The sequence below is a fragment of the Mesorhizobium sp. WSM4887 genome (assembly GCF_029625865.1).
GTDB lineage: Bacteria > Pseudomonadota > Alphaproteobacteria > Rhizobiales > Rhizobiaceae > Mesorhizobium.
The window spans coordinates 30572-52750 of the sequence record NZ_JARTVP010000011.1; the positions used below are offsets into that span (position 1 = coordinate 30572).

Consider the following 22179-nt stretch of genomic DNA (forward strand, 5'->3'; position numbering starts at 1 on the left):
TCAGTCCCCCTCTTGTTGGTCGATTTCGGCCGCATCGACGGCCATCAGCACGACGTCCCCATATTCCGAATGCCTGCGGCCGATCGGCCTGAAGCCGGCCTTTTCATAGGCGCGGATGGCGCGGCCATTGCCGGGATGCGGATCGATGACGACGCGCGGCGCGCCTTCCTCGAACAGTTCCGCGACGAACTGGCGGACGATGGCCGAGCCGTGGCCGATGCCGACCAGGTCCGGCGGCCCGATCGACAGATCGATACCCAGCGTGCCGAATGGCTGGTCGGCGTAAGGATGGTTGTCCTCGAGATGCGGATCGTAGCTCTGCAGATAGGCGATCGGCTTGCCGCCCAATTCGACGATCAGCGGCTCCACCGAAACCGACCCGATATGCTCGCGTATCTCGGCGATCTCCTTTTCCGGATCGCCCCACCATTCGGCGATATGCGGCTCGGCAAGCCAGCGGGCGATCATCGGCAGATCCTTTTGGGTGACCGGCCGAAAATCGTAGCTGTCTTCCTGTTCGACCATGATCTGTTCCAGAAGCCGATTCCCATTTTTCGGGATCATGGCCGGCCGCCTAGGCGGCATCGAGCGTTTCGACGACGAAGCTGCTGTTGGTGTAGACGCAGATATCGGCGGCGATCTGCATCGCCCTGCGGGCGATCTCCTCGGCGTCCTTGTCGGTGTCCATCAGCGCGCGGGCGGCGGCGAGCGCGTAGTTGCCGCCGGAGCCGATGGCCATGACGCCATGTTCCGGCTCGAGCACGTCACCGGTGCCGGTCAGCGCCAGCGAGACCGACTTGTCGGCGACCAGCATCATCGCTTCCAGGCGGCGCAGATAGCGGTCGGTGCGCCAGTCCTTGGCGAGCTCGACGCAGGCGCGGGTCAGTTGGTCAGGATATTGTTCGAGCTTGGCTTCGAGGCGTTCGAGGAGGGTGAAGGCGTCGGCGGTGGCGCCGGCAAAACCGGCAATGACACTGCCGCCCTTGCCGATGCGGCGCACCTTGCGGGCGTTGCCCTTCATGATGGTCTGGCCAAGACTGACCTGGCCGTCGCCGGCGATGACAACCTTGCTGCCCTTGCGCACGGTGACGATGGTGGTGGCGTGCATGGTCAGTTCATTCCACATTTCCTGCTCCGAGTCGCGCTATCCCTCAAAGGCGATTGGCGCGGTACGAGTGACTTTGATCGGCCATATGTATGCATAGGGCGAGTGATTGCAAACCGTCCGCGGCAAGGCCGATACAGTCCGGAATGGCAACTGGCAATCGCCGGATCATGCTGATAGAAGGCTCTCGTTTTCAAGCCCGCGCCTCTGAACAGGAAAGACTGATGCCGCCCCGTTCCGCAGAAATCAGCCGCAAGACCAAGGAAACCGAGATTTCCGTATCGGTCCATGTCGACGGCACGGGTAAATCCGACATTTCGACGGGTGTCGGCTTCTTCGACCACATGCTCGATCAGCTGTCGCGCCATTCGCTGATCGACATGACGATCGAGGCCAAAGGCGATCTTCACATCGACGACCATCACACCGTCGAGGATACCGGCATTGCCATCGGCCAGGCTCTGAGCAAGGCTTTGGGGGAGCGGCGCGGCATCATGCGCTTTGCCTCGATCGAGCTCGCAATGGACGAGACGCTGACCCGGGCGGCGATCGACGTTTCCGGCAGGCCGTTCCTGGTCTGGAACGTTTCCTTCTCGTCGCCGAAGATCGGCACATTCGACACCGAGCTGGTGCGCGAATTCTTCCAGGCGCTGGCGCAGAATGCCGGCATAACGCTGCATGTGACCAACCACTACGGCGCCAATAACCATCATATTGCGGAAACCTGCTTCAAGGTCGTGGCCAGGGCGCTGCGCGTGGCGCTGGAGCCTGACCCGCGCCAGCCCGATGCGGTGCCGTCCACCAAGGGATCCCTGAAAGGATAACCCTATGGCCATCTATGTCGTGATGGAGCCGCCTGCGGGGGGCAACGAGAAGGACGCCGCCCTGGTGCGCGACAGCTTCACCTGGCTCGGTTTCCTGTTCTCGCCGATCTGGCTCGCCTGGCACCGCCTCTGGATCGAGGCCCTGCTCACCTTCGCCGCCATGGCGGCGTTGTCCATGCTCGGCGAGAAACTCAGGCTTGAATGGGCTGGATCGGCGCTCTCGCTGCTGGTGTCGCTCTATATCGGCTTCGAAGGCCAGGCCCTGCGGATCGCGGCGCTCCGCCGCCGCGGCTGGCGGGAATGGGGCGTCGTCGAGGCCGGCAGGCTCGGCGATGCCGAGGTCCGTCACGCGCTTGAAGCCAGCGAGCGCACGCAGGAACAGGCGCCGATGCCGCACATCGTGCCCGACACCAACCTGGCGCGGCCGGCGCAGACGGGCATGGCGCTGGGGCTGACCCATACGCCGGGAAGGCCCTGACATGCGGGTAGCGATCATCGACTATGGGTCGGGCAATCTGCGCTCGGCCACCAAGGCCTTCGAGCGCGCCGCGCATGAGGCGGGCATCGCCGCGACCATCGATCTCACCGCCGACGCCGAGCGGGTGCGCAGCGCCGACCGCATCGTCCTGCCGGGCGTCGGCGCCTATGCCGACTGCGCGGCCGGCCTGCATGCCGTCACCGGCATGTGGGAAGCGGTGGAAGAGGCGGCGCTTCGCAAAGGGCGGCCGTTCCTCGGCATCTGCGTCGGCATGCAATTAATGTCGGAACGCGGGCTGGAAAAGACCGTCACCGAGGGTTTTGGCTGGATTGCCGGCGACGTCAAGGAAATCACGCCGAAGGATCCGGCACTAAAGATCCCGCAGATCGGCTGGAACACGATCGAGCTCGCGCGCAAGCATCCGCTGTTTTCGGGCATCGAGACCGGTCCGAAAGGACTGCACGCCTATTTCGTCCATTCCTACCACCTGGAGGCGAGGAACCCGGCCGAGGTGCTGGCGACGGCCGACTATGGCGGGCCGGTGACGGCGGCCGTTGCCCGCGACAACTTTGCCGGCACGCAGTTCCATCCCGAGAAAAGCCAGGCGCTCGGCCTGGCGCTGATCACCAATTTCCTGAATTGGAGGCCCTGAATGACCAAGAAGGGCTACTGGATCGCCATGATCGATGTCCGCGACTCGGACACCTACAAGAAATACATCGAGGCCAACGCGAAGGCCTTCGCCAAATTTGGCGCGAAGTTTGCTGTTCGGGCCGGCCGCCATACCGACCCGGAGGGAGCAACGGGAAACCGCCATGTCGTGGTGGAGTTCGATTCTTACGACAGGGCGCTCGCCTGCTATCAGTCGCCCGAGTACCAGGAAGCCTTGAAATTCCGGCTGGCGGCATCGACCGGCCACTTCGCCATCGTCGAGGGCGCCTGATCGTGATCCTGTTTCCGGCAATAGACCTCAAGGACGGCAAATGCGTGCGCCTGAAGCACGGCGACATGGCGACCGCCACCATCTACAACGATGACCCGGCGGCCCAGGCACGAGCCTTCGAAGAGCAAGGCTTCGAATGGCTGCACGTCGTCGACCTCAACGGCGCCTTCAAGGGCCAGAGCGTCAATTCCGCCGCGGTCGGCGCCATCCTCGAGGCGACGAAGAACCCGGTGCAGCTCGGCGGGGGCATCCGCACGCTGGCGCAGATCGAGGACTGGCTGGACCGCGGGCTGGCGCGAGTCATCCTCGGGACCGTGGCGGTGCGGGAGCCCGAACTGGTGAAGGAGGCATGCAGGACCTTTCCCGGCAAGGTAGCAGTCGGCATCGACGCCAAGGGCGGCAAGGTGGCGGTCGAGGGCTGGGCCGAAGCCTCGGAACTCGGCGTCATCGAATTGGCGAGGAAGTTCGAAGGTGCGGGCGTGGACGCCATCATTTACACCGACATCGACCGCGACGGCGTGCTCTCCGGCATCAACTGGGATGCCACCATCGACCTTGCCGAGGCGGTATCGATCCCGGTGATCGCTTCCGGCGGATTGGCCTCTATCGCCGACATCGTGCGCATGACCATGCCCGATGCGAAGCGCCTGGAGGGCGCGATCTCCGGCCGCGCGCTCTATGACGGGCGCATCGACCCGGCGGAGGCGCTCGCCATCCTGCGCGGCAATCACGCGGAGGCACGAGCGTGAACATCTCGATCATCCTGGCATCTTATGACAGCGGCCACTTTCACGGCCGCTGTGGCCAAGGCCCCGATGCGCTGATCTCCGGCGGGCTGGCCGAGGCGCTAAAGCTTGCCGGTCACGACGTCGAGGTGCGCGACATCGGCAAGGTCGTCGAGGACGAGCAGGAGCGCGAGATCGGCACGGGATTTGCCGTCTGCAACGTCGTTTCGGGCGAGGTCCGCATCGCGCTGGACAACGGGCGCTTTCCCATCGTTCTGGCCGGCAATTGCCTGACCAGCGCGGGCGCGGTGGCCGGTGAAGGCGCGGACGCCATCATCTGGGCCGACCAGCATGGCGACCTCAACACGCCGGAATGCTCCACCTCCGGCTTTCTCGACGGCATGGCGCTGGCAACGGCGCTTGGATTGTGCTGGCGGCGCATGGCGGCGCAGATTCCCGGCTTCAAGCCGATCGAGCCGGCCCGCTGTGTCCTGGTCAACGCACGCGACCTCGATACGGCCGAGAAAGAGCTTTTGGAGAAGCTGCCGATCATTCGCACCGAGTGTCCGGACTGGGCAGCCGCCGCGGCGAAGCTGAAGGCCACGGGTGCCGAGCGCATTCACATGCATGTCGACCTCGACGTGCATGATCCGGAAAAGCTGCAGGCCAATCGTTACGCAACGCCTGGCGGCCCGGCGCCGGAGCAGGTCCGCACCGCGATGTGCGGCCTTGCCGGCCCGCTCAGCATCGCCGGACTTACCATTTCCGCCTACGACCCGGCGTTCGACCCGAAGGGCGAGGTGCCGCCGCAGGTCGGCGAGCTGGTGGTCGACCTTTTGTCGACCATGGAGGGGCGCTGATGCTGAAAGCCCGCGTCATTCCCTGTCTCGACGTCAAGAACGGCCGCGTGGTCAAGGGCGTCAATTTCGTCGACCTGGTCGATGCCGGCGATCCGGTCGAGGCGGCCAAGGCCTATGACGCGGCGGGCGCCGACGAGCTCTGCTTCCTCGACATCACCGCATCGTCCGACAATCGCGAGACGATCTTCGACGTGGTCGCCCGCACGGCCGAACAATGTTTCATGCCGCTCACCGTCGGCGGCGGCGTGCGCCAGGTGGCCGACATACGAAGGCTGCTTCTGGCCGGCGCCGACAAGGTATCGATCAACACGGCGGCGGTGAAGAACCCGGATTTCGTCGCGGAGGCTGCCGACAAGTTCGGCAACCAGTGCATCGTCGTCGCCATCGACGCCAAGAAAGTATCGGCTGCCGGCGAGGCCAACCGCTGGGAGATCTTCACGCATGGCGGGCGCGAGAAGACCGGCATCGACGCGGTCGAGTTCGCCAAGAAGATGGTCGATCGCGGCGCCGGCGAGATCCTGCTGACCTCGATGGACCGCGACGGCACCAAGGCCGGCTACGATATCGCGCTGACCCGCGCGATCGCCGATGCCGTGCGTGTGCCGGTCATCGCTTCGGGCGGCGTCGGCACGCTTGATCACATGGTGGAAGGCATTCGCGATGGCCATGCCGCCGCCGTGCTTGCCGCCTCGATCTTTCATTTCGGCACCTACACCATCGCCCAGGCCAAGGCGCATATGGCGGGCGCCGGCCTGCCGATGCGGCTGGACTCGACCGTTCATCGGACTTAAACCACTGCTATGGCTCAATTTTCACTCGCCGAGCTGGAAACGATAATTCATCAGCGCGCCCATTCCGGTGATCCGGAGTCATGGACGGCGAAATTGTTCGCCAAGGGCATGGACAAGGCGGCGCAGAAGCTCGGCGAGGAAGCGGTCGAGGCTGTGATCGCCGCCGTTCGCGGCGACCGGCAGGCCCTCGTTTCGGAAAGCGCCGATCTTCTATATCATTGGCTGGTCGTCCTCGCGATCGCGGGCATTCCGCTGGAGGACGTGCTGAAGGAGCTCGAGGGCCGCACCGGCCGCTCGGGCGTCGCTGAAAAGGCGTCCCGGCCCCGGGGCTGACCGCTAAAGACGGATAGAGCATGATGTCGTCCGAAAACCGCTCCACACTTTTCGGCATCATGCTCTAGGAGGGCAGGAGACTCGATGGACCAGCTTGCTCCGACCGAGAAATACTCCCCCTTTCGTTTCTTCTCGGCCGAGCAATGGTCGCAGTTCCGCGCCGACACGCCGCTCACGCTGACCGAGGACGAGATCGACCGGCTGCGTTCGCTCAATGACCCGGTCGACCTCGAAGAGGTCAAGCGCATCTACCTCTCGCTTTCCCGTCTGCTTTCGGCGCATGTCGAGGCGAGCCAGCTGCTGTTCAGGCAGCGCCAGGCCTTCTTCAACGCGCAGGACGTCGTCAAGACGCCGTTCATCATCGGCATCGCCGGCTCGGTCGCCGTCGGCAAATCGACCACCGCTCGCGTGCTTAAGGAATTGCTGGCGCGCTGGCCGTCGAGCCCGAAGGTCGATCTCATCACCACCGACGGCTTCCTCTTGCCGAACGAGATCCTGCGCCGCAACAATCTGATGGAGCGCAAGGGCTTTCCAGAAAGCTACGACGTCGGCGCCCTGCTCCGCTTCCTTTCCGGCATCAAGTCGGCGCAGCGCGATGTCCGGGCCCCGGTCTACTCGCACCTGACCTACGACGTCATTCCGGGCGAGTTCGTCACCATCGACAGGCCGGACATTTTGATCTTCGAAGGCATCAATGTTTTGCAGCCGGGCAAGCTGCCGAAGGACGGCAAGATCGTGCCGTTCCTGTCGGATTTCTTCGACTTCGCCATCTATATCGATGCCGACGAGAAGCTGATTCACCAGTGGTACACCCAGCGCTTCATGCGACTGCGCGAGACTGCCTTCCGCAACCCGGACTCCTTCTTCCACCGCTATTCGCAGCTGTCGGAGGATGCCGCCCGCGCCATCGCCGAGGGCCTGTGGAGCAACATCAACCTGAAGAATTTGCGCGAGAACATCCTGCCGACCAGGGCGCGCGCCGACCTCATCCTGCGCAAAGGCGCCAACCACCTGGTCGAAGAGGTGGCATTGCGGAAACTCTGATAGAATCCGGCGGACCGGCCCCTAAAGCGCATGGCCCTGGCGTCGATTCAGGCGACGCGCTTTCAAATTAGTCTTTGTTCTTAGTCGGCGGCAGCTTCGATAAGGAGCCGGGTCTCAGCAGACCGTAGCGGCGGCCACGGGACGGTTGACGGCTCCGATCGGCATGTTCGGCACGAGGCGACGGTCCGCGGGGATCAGCTTGCGAGCGACGATGTAAATCACAGACACGACGATGACGGCGACATAGCTGTCTATTGCATAGTGCCATGCCAGATAGACCGAGCTGACAGCAACAAAGGCCACGTAGAGCAGAGCGAAGGCGCCGAGGAGGCGGCTGTATTCGCGCACGAACAATGCATTGAGCATTGCAAGGCCGACGTGAACGCTGGGAAACGCCGAGATACCCGTGGCAAAACCGGTCTGCTTGGCCTCATACAGCGACCATAGATACTGCTGGTAGGCGGCCGCGGAGTTGCTTGACCCAGCCCCGCGGGCCAGGAATGCAAGCTGTTCACCAAATCGCGCCGTGTCTCCCGTGACCGCGCCGTAAAATGCCGGACCCGCCGAGAGGAACAGCGCCGCCAGGATGTTCCCGACCAGGATCCAGACTGCCATAAAGCAGGCGAGATAGCGCGTTCGGACCGATGCCACCATGGGCGATGTGGCGACGAAGAACAAGCCGACGAAATTCAGCAGAAACCAGAAGACGTTGTAGTTCCATTCTATTATGGCGCGCACCAGATCACTTTCGGCCACGGAGTAGAGCCAGCGCCACGGATCGGCGCCCAAATGGAGGAAAGCGTCGATGTCCGCGTGCAGGACATCGAATTGAAAACCGCCTTGCCAGGCCGACATTCCGTTTTTCACGGAAGTGAAATTGCCCTGAAAGATCATGAGCGCCATCAGAAGGCACAATCCCGATAGCGAATATGCCAACCGCCCGGTCGAAAACACTCTTTTCGCAACCAAACGTCGCCGGGAATTGAAGCGATGCATAATGAGAATTGCGTCGGCAAGGATTGCTATTGTGGGCAGTGCGAAGCCGTTGAGGGAGATCCAGGACCCGAAATATATCGAGAACGCGAGGCGGTCGGCCGCGCCAATCGCGTTCAGAAAGATCAGCCCGGCCAAAACATAAATGACGATGGCCAGATAGAGGCCCGAATCCCTCCGAACGAGTTGGGCTGCCTCCGTGACGATTGCCCACAGGCCGCGGAGGACCGAATAGCTTTCCGTCATTGCCGAGCCCCAAGCTGCAATAGCTGCCCGTCTTTATGAGGAAAACTTCTAGATTTCGTTAGCTTGCGGGCACCGTTACCCGCCGCAGCGTCAGATTGATACGGCCGCCACTCCTCAACAGCGCCGAGGTCGCTGGGTAGATGCGGTCAACGCCGTGGAAACAGAGGCGTCCCTCGCCGCCAAGCACGACGACATCGCCGCTCTTCAGCCTGAACGACTTGGTGCCGCCTTCGCGCGTGGTGTGACCGACCCGAAACAGGCAGTCGTCGCCGAGCGACACCGAAACGACGGGTGCTGCGAAATCCTGCTCGTCGCGGTCCTGGTGCAGACCCATCTTGGCCTCGCTCGAATAGAAATTGACGAGGCAGGCTTCCGGCGCGTGCGAATAGGCCGACACCTCGCACCACACTTTTATCAGGGCTTCGGGGATCGGCGGCCAGGGCTCGCCTGTCACCGGGTGCATCGGCTGGTAGCGATAGCCGCGCTCGCGGTCGGTCACCCAACCGAGCACGCCGCAATTGGTCATGCGCACGCTCATCTCCTTGCCGGTGCGCGGCATGGCCGGCACGTAAAGCGGCGCCGCCTGCACGATGCGCCTGATCTCCTCGACCAGCGCTTCCTGCTCCGTGCGCGACAGATAGCCCGGCATATGGCGAATGCCCTTGGGCAGAACGAGCATGGGATTCGATCCGATCAGTTCGTCCGAGCATGCCACCGGCAGAACGGCTTCGCGACCCGAAAGCGGCCGTCGTCGGATGTCGGCCCCTAGTCGCTTTCAACCCGGCCGCGCAGCTTCTTGACCGTCGAGCGCCCGGCCTTGGTCTTGAGGCGCCGCTCGACGGCGCCCTTCGAAGGCTTCGTCTTCTTGCGCGGCGGCGGCGGCGGCTCGGCCGCCTTGGCGACCAGTGCCGTCAACCTGGCTCGCGCGTCGGCGCGATTCTGTTCCTGAGTGCGGAAGCGCCCGGCCTCGATGACGATGACGCCATCCTTGGTTGCGCGCTGGCCGGCGAGCTTGATGGCGCGCTCCCGCACCCGCTCCGACAGGCCCGGCGCATTGGCGGCGTCGAAGCGCAGCTGGACGGCGGTCGCCACCTTGTTGACGTTCTGGCCGCCCGGCCCGGAAGAGCGGATGAAGTCCTCGTGCAGGTCATCCGGATGGATGACCGCATCACTGGCGATGATGATCCTGTCGTCGGCATTCATGCGCACAGTCATGGCGCGGCGGCGGGAAAAAGAAAAGGCCCGGCCAAAGCCGGGCCCTGGAGGAAGATGTTGGAGCGGCAGCTATTCCGCCGCCTCCTGCAGGCGCGGTGCCGCGCCGCGGATGGCCGCGTCGACATGTGTTTCGAATTTCTCGAAGTTGGCGGCGAACATGTTGACCAGCTTGGAGGCCTGCCTGTCATAGCCCGCCTTGTCGGCCCAGGTCGAGCGCGGATCGAGAATGGCGCCGTCGACGCCCGGCACCGCCACCGGCACCTCGAAGCCGAAATTGGCATCGGTGCGGAATTCGGCGGCATTGAGCGAGCCGTCGAGCGCCGCGCCGAGCAGGGCGCGCGTCACCTTGATCGGCACGCGACGGCCGGTGCCATAGGCGCCGCCGGTCCAGCCGGTGTTGACCAGCCAGCAATCGACGCCATGGCCGGCGATCAGCTCGCGCAGCAGATTGCCGTATTCTGACGGATGGCGCGGCATGAAGGGCGCGCCGAAGCAGGTCGAGAAGGTCGCCTCGGGTTCAGTTATGCCCTTTTCGGTTCCGGCGACCTTGGCGGTATAGCCTGAGAGGAAGTGATACATCGCTTGCGCCGGCGTCAGCCGGGCGATCGGCGGCATGACGCCGAAGGCGTCGGCCGTCAGCATGATGATGTTCTTCGGATGGCCGGCGCGGCCGGTCCTCGAGGCATTGGGAATGTAATCCAGCGGATAGGCGCAGCGCGTGTTCTCCGTCAGGCGGCCGTCGTCGAAATCCGGCGCGCGCGCAGCGTCGAGAATCACATTCTCCAGCACCGTGCCGAAGCGCTGCGTGGTGGCGAATATCTCGGGCTCCGCCTCGGCCGAAAGCCTGATCGTCTTGGCGTAGCAGCCACCTTCGAAGTTGAAGATGCCGTGCGGCCCCCAGCCGTGCTCATCGTCGCCGATCAGCGTGCGCGATGGATCGGCCGACAGTGTCGTCTTGCCTGTGCCGGAAAGGCCGAAGAAGACGGCCGCGTCGCCGGCGGGTCCTTCGTTGGCCGAGCAATGCATCGGCATGACGCCTTTTTGCGGCAGCAGGTAGTTCAGCACGGTGAACACCGATTTCTTCATCTCGCCGGCATAGGACGTGCCGCCGATCAGCACGATCTTGCGGGTGAGGTCGACCGCGATAACCGTCGCCGCGCGGGTGCCGTGGCGGGCCGGGTCGGCGCGGAAGGACGGCAGGTCGATGATCGTCATCTGCGGCACGAAGCGGTCGAGCTCGGCGGCTTGCGGGCGGATCAGGAGATTGCGGATGAACAGCGAGTGCCAGGCGAATTCCGTCACGACGCGAACCGGCAGCTGGAACTCGGCGTCGGCGCCGCCGACGAGATCCTGCACATAGAGATCCTTGGCCGCAGCATGGGCGCGGAAATCGGCGAGGAGCGTCTCGAACTGCGCCGGCGAGATCGCCTTGTTGTTTTCCCACCAGACATGCGGGGCGGTGCTGTCGTCACGCACGACGAACTTGTCCTTCGGCGAGCGTCCGGTGTGCTGGCCGGTCTCGGCAACCAGCGCGCCCTGCGCGGTCAATTTCGCCTCGCCGCGGCGGATCGCTTCCTCATAGAGCTCGGCAGCGCCGAAATTATATCGCACCGTGCCCGTGGTCTTCAGGCCGATCGCGTCAATGGCGCAGTCGGGGTTGCGTTTGCCGGCTTCCGACATCAAATTTCCTCTCCGGATTTTGGCCGCGTCTGACCGGTCATTGCCGGAACGCGCAAGGGACTAATTAGGGTCAGAACCAGAAAAGGCGAATGATATCAAATCATTAATCGATTTAAAAATTTTGAAAGTTGTTTAAATCGTTTATATGTGCAAAAAATCACAGAGGTTGCCCAAAGGATTGGCAGGCTTCGTTCGTCCAATCCGGTTATGGGTGCGATCGTGTGTAGCGGCAGGCCGCCCGTGACTTCGGACAAGGCCCGTGCCACATTTTGTACCCAATTTGTCCTGCAAAAGCCCTTTCTCGACGACAGAAGGGACAGCTCATGAGGGAGCCGCTTGAAATGGCAACAATCGCGCTTGTCGACGACGACCGAAATATTTTGACTTCGGTGTCGATCGCGCTCGAATCCGAGGGCTACCGCGTCGAAACCTACACCGACGGCGCGTCGGCACTCGAAGGCCTGGCGGCGCGGCCGCCCAACCTCGCCATCCTCGACATCAAGATGCCGCGCATGGACGGCATGGAGCTGTTGCGCCGGATGCGGCAAAAATCCGACTTGCCGGTGATCTTCCTGACCTCGAAGGACGACGAGATCGACGAATTGTTCGGCCTCAAGATGGGGGCCGACGACTTCATCCGCAAACCGTTCTCGCAGCGCTTGCTCGTCGAGCGGGTGCGCGCGGTGCTGCGCCGCACCAGCGCCCGCGAGGCGGCCGCCAAGGCGCCCAGCCAGCAGGCGCGCTCGCTCGAGCGCGGCCAACTGGTGATGGACCAGGAGCGGCACACCTGCACCTGGAAGGGCGAGCCGGTGACGCTGACGGTAACCGAGTTCCTGATCCTGCATTCGCTTGCGCAGCGGCCCGGCGTGGTAAAAAGCCGTGATGCGCTGATGGACTCGGCCTATGATGAGCAGGTCTATGTCGACGACCGCACCATCGACAGCCACATCAAGCGGCTGCGCAAGAAGTTCAAGGCCGTCGATGACGACTTCGAGATGATCGAAACCCTTTACGGAGTCGGGTACCGGTTTCGGGAAGCTTGATAATAGTGAATAGTCAATGGTGAATGGTGGATGGTGCGAGCGGCCCAATGGGCTCTATCTAAGCGCCCCATTTTTCCATTCGCCATGCACCATTCACCGGACAGGGACTGCTAGTTGATGGCAGTGGACGCAGAGCGAGGCAGGCGGGCGGGCGCGGCGAAGCGCCCGTCGCGTATCGTGCCTGCATTCCTGTCGAAGATCACGGTGCCGATGCGCCGCTTCCTCGGCCACCACATCTTCTCCAGCCTGACGCGGCGCATCCTGTTTCTCAACCTGGCCGGCCTTGCCGTGCTGGTCACGGGCATCCTCTACCTCAACACCTTCCGCGACGGGCTGATCGACGCCCGCGTCGAAAGCCTGATGACGCAAGGCGAGATCATCGCCGGCGCCATCGCGGCCTCGGCGACGGTCGAGACCGACTCGATCAGCATCGATCCGGAAAAGCTGCTCGAGCTGCAGGCCGGCGAAAGCCTGGGGCCAGGCTCCGACCAGCTCGACAATCTCGACTTCCCGATCAATCCCGAGCGCGTGGCGCCGGTGCTGCGGCGGCTGATCTCGCCGACCCGCACGCGCGCCCGCATCTACGACCGCGACGCGAACCTGCTGCTCGATTCGCGGCATCTCTATTCGCGCGGCCAGATCCTGCGCTACGACCTCCCGCCTGTCGACGACGAGCAGCCCGGCCTTTTGGAGCGCGTCGAGAAATTCGTCTTCGACTTCTTCCGCAACAAGGACCTGCCCGTCTATCACGAACAGCCCGGCGGCAATGGCGCGGCCTTCCCCGAAGTGGTCAAGGCGCTGACCGGCAGTCCCTCGACCATCGTGCGGGTAAGCGAGCAGGGCGAACAGATCGTCTCGGTAGCGGTGCCGATCCAGCGCTTCCGCGCCGTGCTCGGGGTCTTGATGCTGTCCACCGAAGGCGGCGACATCGACAAGATCGTCGCGGCCGAACGCAAGGCGATCCTGCGCGTGTTCGGCATCGCGGCGCTCGTCACGGCCATCCTCTCGCTGCTGTTGGCCTCCACGATCGCCAATCCGCTGCGGCGGCTGTCGGCTGCTGCCGTACGGGTGCGGCGCGGCGTCAAGAACCGCGAGGAGATCCCTGACTTCTCCGACCGTCAGGACGAGATCGGCAATCTGTCGATCGCGGTGCGCGACATGACAAACGCGCTCTATGCGCGCATCGAGGCGATCGAAAGCTTCGCTGCCGATGTCTCGCACGAGCTCAAGAATCCGCTGACCTCGCTGCGCAGCGCGGTCGAAACGCTGCCTCTGGCCAAGAACGACACCTCACGCGAGCGTTTGATGGAAATCATCCAGCACGACGTGAAGCGGCTCGACCGGCTGATCACCGACATTTCCGATGCCTCGCGGCTCGATGCCGAATTGGCGCGCGAGGATGCCTCGACGGTCGACCTGAAGAAGTTCATCACCGATCTTGTCGCGGTCTCGCGCGAGACGACGCGCAACAAGAAGTCGGTCGAGATCGAGCTCAAGGTCGCCAAGCTGCCGCAGGGCGTCAAAGGCTATGTCGTCGTCGGCCATGATCTGAGGATCGGCCAGGTCATCACCAACCTGATCGAGAACGCGCGTTCCTTCGTTCCCGAGGAACACGGCCATATCACCATCTCGCTGGCGCGCGCCGGCAAGTTCAACATCGTCACCGTCGACGACAACGGTCCGGGCATCAGAGCCGAAAAGATCGATCGCATCTTCGAGCGCTTCTATACCGACCGGCCCGCCGGTGAGGCCTTCGGCCAGAACTCCGGCCTGGGCCTGTCGATCAGCCGCCAGATCGTCGAAGCGCATGGCGGCACGCTGACGGCGGAAAACATCCCCGGCACCAAGCCGGGCGAGATCAAGGGCGCGCGCTTCGTGGTGACCCTGCCGGCCGAAGGCTGATCTCCGTTCCCAGACAGAAACGATCATGTCCGATCTTGCCGTGAAGCCCGAAAATATCCACGCAACGGCGATCCTGATCGGCGATCGCGGCGTCCTCATCACCGGGCCGTCCGGCGCCGGCAAGACGACGCTGGCGCTGACGCTCATCGATCATTGCCGGGTGCGCGGGCTGTTTTCGCGACTGATCGGCGACGACAGGCTGCTTGCCGCCCCGCGTCACGGGCGGCTGGTCTGCCGGGCGCCGGCCACCATCGCCGGTCTCGCCGAAGTGCCCGGCTTCATTCCGAGCCCGCTGCCGTTCGAGCCGGGCGGCGTGATCGACCTGCACGTCCGGCTGGTGCCGAAAGAGGAAATGGCCCGCTTCCAGGAAGAAATCAGCGAGCCGGTCGCGGGCTGCCTGGTGCCGCGCATCGATCTTGCCGAGCGCAATGTTGTCACAGGCGTGCCGGCCGTGATGGCGCGGCTGTCGATAGCGCCTTTTTCATGATCCGGTCCGGATTTTTTGCTGCAATGCGTCAAAATGGACCGGGGCGTCGCAATTTTGGGCTTGTCAACCGGCCGTGCGTCGACAAGATAGCGCTCCCGCCGCCTGGAATGGTTGGCGAACATAAAATACGCCAGTGAAGCGGCGATGACGGGAGCCACCAAAGAATGATCGGACTCGTGCTCGTGACGCACGGTCAACTCGCCACCGAGTTCCGGCATGCCGTCGAACACGTGGTGGGGCCACAGGACAATTTCGAAACGGTCGCGATCGGCGCCGACGATGACATGGAGAAACGCCGGGCCGACATCGTCGACGCGGTGGCACGCGTCGACACCGGGGCCGGCGTCATCGTGCTCACCGACATGTTCGGCGGCACGCCTTCCAACCTCGCCATCTCAGTGATGGAATCGGGCCGCACCGAGGTCATCGCCGGCATGAACCTGCCGATGCTGATCAAGCTCTCCTCGGTCCGCAAGGGCGACAACATGGCCGCCGCGCTCGACGAGGCGCAGGCCGCGGGGCGCAAATACATCAACGTCGCCAGCCAGCTTCTGAGCAGCAAATGAACGCCCATGCGCCGGAAAAAGACGAGGTTGTGCGAGAGTTCCCGATCGTCAACCAGCGCGGCCTGCATGCCCGCGCCTCGGCCAAGTTCGTCCAGGTCGCCAGCGGCTTCGACGCAACCATCCATGTCGAGAAGGACGGCGTGAAGGTCGGCGGCACCTCGATCATGGGCCTGATGATGCTGGCGGCAAGCCCCGGCTATTCGATCCGCGTCACCGCCAGCGGTCCGCAAGCCGGTCCGGCCATGGACGCGCTGGAGCAATTGGTCGCCTCGCGCTTCGGCGAGGAAATCTGAAGGTTCGCCGCTCGGTGCCGCGCATTGTCTCCAAAGACATGCACGAATAAAGATTTCTTTATATCCCATTGTCGTTTGGCAGCCGATCTGCTAGTCAGGCCGGCAATCCGCGCCCTCCATGCGCCGTCCCGGCGCCGGCGCGCTTTTGAAGACAATCACACCGGAGCACTGCCATGACGGGTAGCAAGGACTATGTGGTCGCCGACATTTCGCTTGCCGGCTGGGGCCGCAAGGAGATCGAGATCGCCGAAACCGAAATGCCGGGCCTGATGGCCTGCCGCGAGGAATTCGGCGACAAGAAGCCGCTCAAGGGCGCGCGCATCACCGGCTCGCTGCATATGACGATCCAGACCGCGGTGCTGATCGAGACGCTGAGAGCGCTGGGCGCCGATATACGCTGGGCCTCCTGCAACATCTTCTCCACCCAGGATCACGCCGCCGCGGCGATCGCCGAGGCCGGCATTCCGGTCTTCGCCATCAAGGGCGAGTCGCTGGAGGACTACTGGGATTACACCGACCGGATCTTCCAGTGGGCCGACGGCGGCACGTCCAACATGATCCTCGACGACGGCGGCGACGCCACCATGTACATCCTGCTCGGCGCGCGCGCCGAGGCGGGTGAGGACGTGCTGTCCAATCCGGGCAGCGAAGAGGAAGAGATCCTGTTCGCCCAGATCAAGAAGCGCATGAAGGCTTCGCCGGGCTTCTTCGCCAAGCAGAAGGAAGCGATACGCGGCGTCACCGAGGAGACGACCACCGGCGTCAACCGCCTCTACCAGCTGCAGAAGAAAGGCCTGCTGCCCTTCCCGGCGATCAACGTCAACGACTCCGTCACCAAGTCGAAGTTCGACAATAAATACGGCTGCAAGGAATCGCTGGTCGACGGTATCCGCCGCGGCACCGACACGATGATGGCCGGCAAGGTCGCCGTGGTCTGCGGCTATGGCGACGTCGGCAAGGGCTCTTCGGCCTCGCTGCGCGGCGCCGGCGCTCGCGTCAAGGTGACCGAGGTCGACCCGATCTGCGCGCTGCAGGCGGCGATGGACGGCTACGAAGTGGTCACGCTGGAAGACGCAGCCCCCACCGCCGACATCGTCATCACCACCACCGGCAACAAGGACGTCGTCACGCTCGACCATATGCGGGCGATGAAGGACATGGTGATTGTTGGCAACATCGGCCACTTCGACAACGAGATCCAGGTGGCGTCTCTGCGCAACCTGAAATGGACCAACGTCAAGCCGCAGGTGGACATGATCACCTTCCCGGACGGCAAGCGGATGATTCTTCTGTCCGAAGGCCGCCTGCTCAACCTGGGCAACGCCACGGGCCATCCGAGCTTCGTCATGTCGGCTTCGTTCACCAACCAGGTGCTGGCTCAGATCGAGCTGTTCACCAAGCACGGCCAGTACCAGAACCAGGTCTATGTGCTGCCCAAGCACCTCGATGAGAAGGTGGCGCGACTGCATCTCGACAAGCTTGGCGCGCGCCTCACCGAGCTCTCTTCCGAGCAGGCGGCCTATATCGGCGTGACGCCGCAGGGCCCGTTCAAGCCTGAGCACTACCGCTATTAACCAAAACGAAAATATCTACAACATATTGAAGCCGGGTGTTGACTTTCCGCCCGGCTTCATTTTTTGCACCTGTGATTCTTCACGCCGATTCCGGCAGGCGTTATTGTTGTGATTCGCGGTCCGGGGACAGTTGGGCCGGGGACGCATTCAGGGCGGTCTTGCATTCAAGCGGCGAAGAGGACCAAGACATGCCGGGGGATAACCCGCCACGCGCGGGAAAGGCCGTTTCCGGCGGCCACGAGGATTCGATCACGACCGGCTCCGCCGCGGCGGGCGGAGCCCTTTCATGGCGCGCCGGCGCCCGTCTCGGCACGCTCCTTGCCACCGCCATGTCTGCCGCCCCATTGCTTAGCATTGCGGCGCATGCCGATACCGGCGTGGCCGCGGCGGTCAGCACGGTCGAGGTGATGCAACTTGCGATGTTTGCCGGCGTCATGGGGGCAGCCCTTGTCTCGGCCATCTTCCTGATCCGCGAGCGGGCACGGACGGCGTCGCAAAATGTCCAGCTCAGGGCGCGAATCGCCGACGTCAACGCGGCCCTGCAGCGCTCCGAGGCGCTGCTCAATTTGCGCGACCAGCGCGTCGTCGTGTGGAGTTCCGAGATCAAGAAACCGGAGCTGATCGGCAGCCTGCCGCTCGAAAGCGGCGCACCGGACGAGCGGTCCGCCTTCCTCGCTTTCGGCCGCTGGCTGATGCCGCGCTCCGCCGCGGCGCTCGAGAACGCCATAGCGGCGCTGCGCGACCAAGCGAAGACTTTCGACCTCGTCATCGAAACGCAGGCGGGCATGCCGCTGGAGGTGCATGGCCGCAAGAGCGCCGCGCATGTCTTGGTCCGCTTCATATCGCTGTCGGAAACGCTGCGCAGCCAGGCCCGGCTGAAGGTCGAGAATCAGCGGCTCAGCGCCGACTACGATACCATGCTCGGCCTGCTCGACGCGCTGAAGATGCCGACATGGCTGCGGGCGGCCGACGGGCGGCTGAAATGGGTCAACCGCGCCTATGCCGAGGCGGTCGAAGCGGAAAGCGCGGAGGCCGCCGTGCGCGAAGCCAAGGAGTTCCTCGGCGGACAGGCGCGCGAGCAGATTGCCGAACAGCACAAGTCGCGCCCCGTCTTCGAGCAGACATTGTCGACGGTCATCGAGGGTGATCGCCACATGTTTTCGGTCACCGACTTTGCGAGCGCCGACGGCTCGGCGGGGCTCGCCTGCGACATCAGCGCCATCGAGACGATCCGCGCCGAATATGAGCGCACCGTGCGCAGCCATGCCGACACGCTCGACCAGCTCAACACGGCTGTGGCGATCTTCGATACGGATGAAAACCTGCGCTTTTTCAACCAGGCATTCCAGAAACTGTGGGGCCTGGACGGCGGCTTCCTGCACAGTGCCCCCTCCAACGCGCTGCTGCTCGACCGGCTGCGCAGCGAAGGCAAGATCGCCGAACAGCCGGAATGGCGGCGCTGGAAGGAGAACCTGCTCGGCGCCTATCGCGCCGTCGAATCGCAGGAGCATTGGTGGCACCTGCCGGACGGCAAGACGATCCGCGTGGTGGCCAACCCGCAGCCCAAGGGCGGCGTCACCTGGGTGTTCGAGAATCTGACCGAGAAGATGGACCTCGAAAGCCGCTACCAGACCGCCGTGCGTGTGCAGGGCGAGACGCTGGACAATCTGGCGGAGGGCGTGGCGGTGTTCGGCCCGGACGGACGGCTGCGCCTGTCCAACCCCGCCTTTATCGCGCTGTGGGGGCTGGCGCCGGATGCGATCAAGGCTAACGTGCATGTCTCGGCGATCCGCGACCTTTGCGATCAACGCGCGGCCGACAGTCCGTGGGGCGGCTTCGTCGCCGCCATCACCGGCTTCGACGACGAACGCCGCGACCGCCACGGCCAGGCGGAACTCGTCAACGGCACGGTGCTGAGCTATGCCGTGATCCACCTGCCCAACGGGCAAGTGATGATGACCTTTGTCGACGTCACCGACACCGTCAATGTCGAGCGGGCGCTGAAGGACAGGAACGAGGCGCTGGAGAAGTCAGACCAGTTGAAGAACGAGTTCGTGCAGCACGTCTCCTACGAACTGCGCTCGCCGCTGACCAACATCATCGGCTTCACCGAACTGCTGTCGCTGCCGACGACGGGACCGCTGACGCCGAAGCAGCGCGAATATGTCGAGCATGTCGGCTCGTCGTCCTCGGTCCTGCTCACCATCGTCAACGACATACTGGATCTCGCGACGGTCGATGCCGGCATCATGCAGCTCGACATTTCCGAGATGAGCATCGACAGGACGATCGCTGCGGCCGCCGAGCTGGTCGCGGACCGGCTGGAGGAGCATCAGATCAAGCTCAAGGTCGACGCTGCATCGGCGCCGAAGAGCTTCCACGGCGACGAGATCCGGGTCCGCCAGATCCTCTATAATCTCTTGAGCAATGCCGCAAATTATGCGCCAGCGGCGAGCACGATCACGCTCGCTTGCCGTCAAATGGCAGACGGCGTCGAATTCTCGGTGCATGACGACGGGCCGGGCATGCCGCCGGACGTGCTGGAATCGGTCTTCCGACGCTTCGAGCCGCGCGCCAATGGCGGCCGCCGACGCGGCGCCGGGTTGGGACTGTCGATCGTCAAGAGCTTCGTCGAATTGCACGGCGGAACGGTGCGTATAGAGACCGGAGCGGACAAGGGCACGACCGTGATCTGCACCTTCCCGGAGACGCCCTCCGGCGGCATCCGCGAAGCGGCCGAGTAACGCGCTTTGGCAGAAACGGTGTTGGAACGATTTCTCGCCGACGAGGCGGCGACCGCAAGGCTTGGCGAAGACCTTGCCATGGCGCTGCGGGCTGGCGACGCAATTGCGCTGAAAGGCGATCTCGGCGCCGGCAAGTCGACGCTCGCCCGCGCGCTCATCCGGGCGCTTGCCGACGACGCCGGCCTCGAAGTGCCTAGCCCGACCTTCACGCTGGTGCAGAGCTACGAGACGCGGATACCCGTGCACCATTTCGACCTCTACCGCCTGTCCTCGCCGGACGAGCTCGACGAGCTCGGCCTCGACGACGCGCTGGCGCAGGGCGCGGCACTGATCGAATGGCCGGACCGAGCCGGCGACCAGCTGCCGGCAAATGCGCTCCAGGTCGAGCTTATCGAGCAGGGCGCGGGCCGGTCGGCAAGGATCTCCGGACAGGGAGCCGCCTTCGAGCGCGCGGCGCGCTCGCTGGCGATGCGTGATTTCCTGGCCTCGGCCGGCTGGGGCGAAGCGAGCCGCCGTCATTTCGTCGGCGACGCGTCCGCCCGTTCCTACGAGATCGCCTCGCTTCCCGGCGGGGCGCCGCGGGTGCTGATGAACTCGCCGCGCCTGGTGCTCGGACCGCCGGTGCGCGACGGCAAGCCTTACGCCGTGATCGCTCACACCGCACAGTCGGTCGCCGCCTTCGTCGCCATCGACCGGGCGCTTCTCGCCGCCGGCGTCAGCGTGCCGCTTATCCATGCGCAGGACCTCGATCAGGGCTTTCTGCTGCTCGAACATCTCGGCTCGGAAGGATTTTTGGGCGGCGACGGCCAGCCGATCGTCGGGCGCTATGAGGCAGCGGCGGAGCTGCTCGCCATGATGCATGGCAAGGCCTGGCCGGACCGCATGGAGGCCGCGCCGGGCGTATACCACGCCGTTCCGCCCTTTGACCGCGAGGCGATGCTGATCGAGGCCGACCTTCTGGTCGATTGGTATGTGCCGATGGTCACCGGCGAGCCGGCAAGCGATGCATTGCGGGCCGGCTATCATAACGCATGGAATGCGGTGCTCGACCGGCTCGAGGGCCAGGAATACACGCTGATGCTGCGCGACTTCCATTCGCCCAACATCATCTGGCGGGCAGAGCGTTCCGGCCTCGATCGGCTCGGCATCGTCGACGTGCAGGACGCACTGATCGGCCCGGCGGCTTACGACGTCGCCTCTTTGGCCATGGATGCGCGTGTCACCGTCTCGACCGAGATCGAGCGGCGGACGGTCGAAGCCTATGTCGCGGCGCGGCGTTCGGCCGGCGCCTTCGACGAAGCCGGCTTCGCCGAGGCCTATGCGATCATGGCGGCGCAGCGCAATTCGAAGATCCTGGGCATCTTCGTGCGGCTCGAAAAGCGCGACGGCAAGCCCTACTATCTGAAGCACCTGCCGCGCATTCGCGACTATCTGAGGTGGGCGCTGGCGCACCCGGCGCTTGCCGGCCTGAAGGAATTTTACATGGCCCACGGCCTGCTCGAGGAGCGCTCGCCATGAAGCCGAAGACCGCGATGGTGCTTGCGGCCGGTCTCGGCAAGCGCATGCGGCCGATCACCGACACGATGCCGAAGCCGCTGGTGAAGATCGCCGGCAAGGCCTTGCTCGACTGGGGGTTGGACAGCCTGGAAGCCGCCGGCGTCGCCAGCGCCGTCGTCAACGTTCACTACCTGCCGGAGCAGATCATCGCCCATGTCGCCGGCCGCCGGGCGCCGAAGATCGACATTTCCGACGAGCGCGCGGGCCTGCTGGACTCGGCCGGCGGCATCGTCAAGGCGCTGCCGTTCCTGGGGGGCGAGCCTTTCTACATCATCAATGCCGATACGTTCTGGATCGACAGCGGCGAGCCCAGCCTCGAGCGCCTCGCCCTTGCATGGGACGCCGCTAGAATGGATATTCTGCTGATGCTCACCGATCTCGACTCAGCGATCGGACACTGCGTCGGCACCGACTTCCTCGTGGCGCCGGACGGCGCGCTGCACCGGTCCAAAGGCGACCCTGCCGGCTTGATTTATGCCGGTGCCGCGATCATCCATCCGCGCATCTTCAAGGATGCGCCCGAAGGCCCGCATTCGATCAACGCCTATTTCGACAAGGCAATCGCCGCCGGCCGCCTGTTCGGCATGAAGATGAGAGGCCGCTGGATCACCGTCGGGACGCCGGATGCCATTCCGGCGGCCGAAGCGGCGGTCACCGGCGCGCCCGCGACCGCATCGGCCCAAAAATCGGGTCCGATTTTTGGAAAGCACGATGCGTAGACTCAAAGAGTTAGATCGTCGTTTGTGCGCCCAAACGGGCGCACAAAGATCTAATGC

Annotated in this window: 24 protein-coding genes; 18 read left to right on the forward strand and 6 right to left on the reverse strand. The window is 64.1% G+C overall.

Features of this window, described 5'->3' with window-relative positions; translation table 11 throughout:
* Together P9230_RS27085 and hslV are read right to left on the reverse strand one after the other, a co-directional pair.
* The gene (locus P9230_RS27085; RefSeq protein ID WP_067324669.1) at positions 1-525 is read right to left on the reverse strand and encodes a GNAT family N-acetyltransferase; all 525 of its coding nucleotides are present in this window, start codon (positions 523-525) and stop codon (positions 1-3) included.
* Positions 526-574: 49 nt separating this feature from the next.
* Positions 575-1126, reverse strand: coding sequence for an ATP-dependent protease subunit HslV (hslV, locus tag P9230_RS27090; RefSeq protein ID WP_278121231.1), 552 nt, complete (start codon positions 1124-1126; stop codon positions 575-577).
* A gap of 203 nt (positions 1127-1329) precedes the next feature.
* Between hslV and hisB the strand changes: the two genes are divergently transcribed.
* The 9 genes from hisB to coaA all read left to right on the forward strand — a co-directional run bounded on the left by hisB (position 1330) and on the right by coaA (position 7103).
* A complete protein-coding gene (gene hisB, locus P9230_RS27095) occupies positions 1330-1929 on the forward strand; it encodes an imidazoleglycerol-phosphate dehydratase HisB (protein ID WP_278121232.1) in 600 nt (199 codons plus the stop codon).
* Positions 1930-1933: 4 nt separating this feature from the next.
* Positions 1934-2407 (forward strand): DUF2628 domain-containing protein, encoded by a 474-nt coding sequence (locus tag P9230_RS27100; RefSeq protein ID WP_067002897.1) that lies wholly within the window; start codon positions 1934-1936, stop codon positions 2405-2407.
* A 1-nt stretch (position 2408) separates the two neighbouring features.
* The gene (gene hisH / locus P9230_RS27105) at positions 2409-3059 is read left to right on the forward strand and encodes an imidazole glycerol phosphate synthase subunit HisH (protein WP_095827266.1); all 651 of its coding nucleotides are present in this window, start codon (positions 2409-2411) and stop codon (positions 3057-3059) included.
* On the forward strand, positions 3060-3350 hold the full coding sequence (locus P9230_RS27110) for a DUF1330 domain-containing protein (protein WP_278121234.1): 291 nt from the start codon (positions 3060-3062) through the stop codon (positions 3348-3350).
* 2 nt (positions 3351-3352) lie between these two features.
* Positions 3353-4099 carry a 1-(5-phosphoribosyl)-5-[(5-phosphoribosylamino)methylideneamino]imidazole-4-carboxamide isomerase gene (gene hisA, locus P9230_RS27115; protein ID WP_278121236.1) on the forward strand — a complete coding sequence of 249 codons (747 nt, stop codon included), beginning with the start codon at positions 3353-3355 and terminating at the stop codon, positions 4097-4099.
* Positions 4096-4935: an arginase family protein gene (locus P9230_RS27120; RefSeq protein WP_278121238.1), complete on the forward strand. Its 840-nt coding sequence runs from the start codon at positions 4096-4098 to the stop codon at positions 4933-4935. Before hisA ends, P9230_RS27120 begins: the two co-directional genes overlap by 4 nt.
* Complete coding sequence (hisF, locus tag P9230_RS27125; RefSeq protein WP_067324668.1) at positions 4932-5726, forward strand: imidazole glycerol phosphate synthase subunit HisF; 795 nt, start codon at positions 4932-4934, stop codon at positions 5724-5726. The genes P9230_RS27120 and hisF overlap by 4 nt, the downstream gene beginning before the upstream one ends.
* Positions 5727-5735: 9 nt before the next feature.
* Complete coding sequence (locus P9230_RS27130) at positions 5736-6059, forward strand: phosphoribosyl-ATP diphosphatase (RefSeq protein WP_067323877.1); 324 nt, start codon at positions 5736-5738, stop codon at positions 6057-6059.
* Between the two features lie 84 nt (positions 6060-6143).
* Positions 6144-7103: a type I pantothenate kinase gene (gene coaA / locus P9230_RS27135; RefSeq protein WP_067002907.1), complete on the forward strand. Its 960-nt coding sequence runs from the start codon at positions 6144-6146 to the stop codon at positions 7101-7103.
* Between the two features lie 114 nt (positions 7104-7217).
* Here the strand turns inward: coaA and P9230_RS27140 are convergent, their stop codons facing one another.
* From P9230_RS27140 to P9230_RS27155, 4 genes are all read right to left on the reverse strand, one after another.
* Positions 7218-8342 (reverse strand): phosphatase PAP2 family protein, encoded by a 1125-nt coding sequence (locus tag P9230_RS27140; RefSeq protein WP_095799057.1) that lies wholly within the window; start codon positions 8340-8342, stop codon positions 7218-7220.
* Between the two features lie 58 nt (positions 8343-8400).
* Positions 8401-9021 (reverse strand): alpha-ketoglutarate-dependent dioxygenase AlkB, encoded by a 621-nt coding sequence (locus P9230_RS27145; RefSeq protein WP_127324180.1) that lies wholly within the window; start codon positions 9019-9021, stop codon positions 8401-8403.
* A gap of 86 nt (positions 9022-9107) precedes the next feature.
* Entirely contained in the window at positions 9108-9545 is a 438-nt protein-coding gene (arfB, locus tag P9230_RS27150; protein ID WP_067002912.1) for an alternative ribosome rescue aminoacyl-tRNA hydrolase ArfB, read from the reverse strand.
* An 81-nt stretch (positions 9546-9626) separates the two neighbouring features.
* Entirely contained in the window at positions 9627-11237 is a 1611-nt protein-coding gene (locus P9230_RS27155; RefSeq protein ID WP_278121242.1) for a phosphoenolpyruvate carboxykinase, read from the reverse strand.
* A gap of 341 nt (positions 11238-11578) precedes the next feature.
* Here P9230_RS27155 and P9230_RS27160 point away from each other — a divergent pair, with 341 nt between their 5' ends.
* From P9230_RS27160 to P9230_RS27200, 9 genes are all read left to right on the forward strand, one after another.
* On the forward strand, positions 11579-12280 hold the full coding sequence (locus tag P9230_RS27160; RefSeq protein WP_006201274.1) for a response regulator transcription factor: 702 nt from the start codon (positions 11579-11581) through the stop codon (positions 12278-12280).
* A gap of 117 nt (positions 12281-12397) precedes the next feature.
* On the forward strand, positions 12398-14182 hold the full coding sequence (locus tag P9230_RS27165; RefSeq protein WP_067323871.1) for a sensor histidine kinase: 1785 nt from the start codon (positions 12398-12400) through the stop codon (positions 14180-14182).
* Between the two features lie 25 nt (positions 14183-14207).
* Complete coding sequence (locus P9230_RS27170) at positions 14208-14669, forward strand: HPr kinase/phosphorylase (RefSeq protein ID WP_278113780.1); 462 nt, start codon at positions 14208-14210, stop codon at positions 14667-14669.
* Positions 14670-14833: 164 nt separating this feature from the next.
* Positions 14834-15235: a PTS sugar transporter subunit IIA gene (locus P9230_RS27175; RefSeq protein WP_067002921.1), complete on the forward strand. Its 402-nt coding sequence runs from the start codon at positions 14834-14836 to the stop codon at positions 15233-15235.
* On the forward strand, positions 15232-15528 hold the full coding sequence (locus tag P9230_RS27180) for an HPr family phosphocarrier protein (RefSeq protein ID WP_095799052.1): 297 nt from the start codon (positions 15232-15234) through the stop codon (positions 15526-15528). Before P9230_RS27175 ends, P9230_RS27180 begins: the two co-directional genes overlap by 4 nt.
* 173 nt (positions 15529-15701) lie before the next feature.
* Complete coding sequence (gene ahcY / locus P9230_RS27185; RefSeq protein ID WP_127325296.1) at positions 15702-17102, forward strand: adenosylhomocysteinase; 1401 nt, start codon at positions 15702-15704, stop codon at positions 17100-17102.
* A 188-nt stretch (positions 17103-17290) separates the two neighbouring features.
* Positions 17291-19846: a PAS domain-containing sensor histidine kinase gene (locus P9230_RS27190; protein ID WP_067324664.1), complete on the forward strand. Its 2556-nt coding sequence runs from the start codon at positions 17291-17293 to the stop codon at positions 19844-19846.
* 6 nt (positions 19847-19852) lie between these two features.
* On the forward strand, positions 19853-21364 hold the full coding sequence (gene tsaE / locus P9230_RS27195) for a tRNA (adenosine(37)-N6)-threonylcarbamoyltransferase complex ATPase subunit type 1 TsaE (RefSeq protein WP_278121243.1): 1512 nt from the start codon (positions 19853-19855) through the stop codon (positions 21362-21364).
* A complete protein-coding gene (locus tag P9230_RS27200) occupies positions 21361-22122 on the forward strand; it encodes a nucleotidyltransferase family protein (protein ID WP_095799049.1) in 762 nt (253 codons plus the stop codon). Before tsaE ends, P9230_RS27200 begins: the two co-directional genes overlap by 4 nt.
* The last annotated feature ends 57 nt before the right edge of the window (positions 22123-22179 follow it).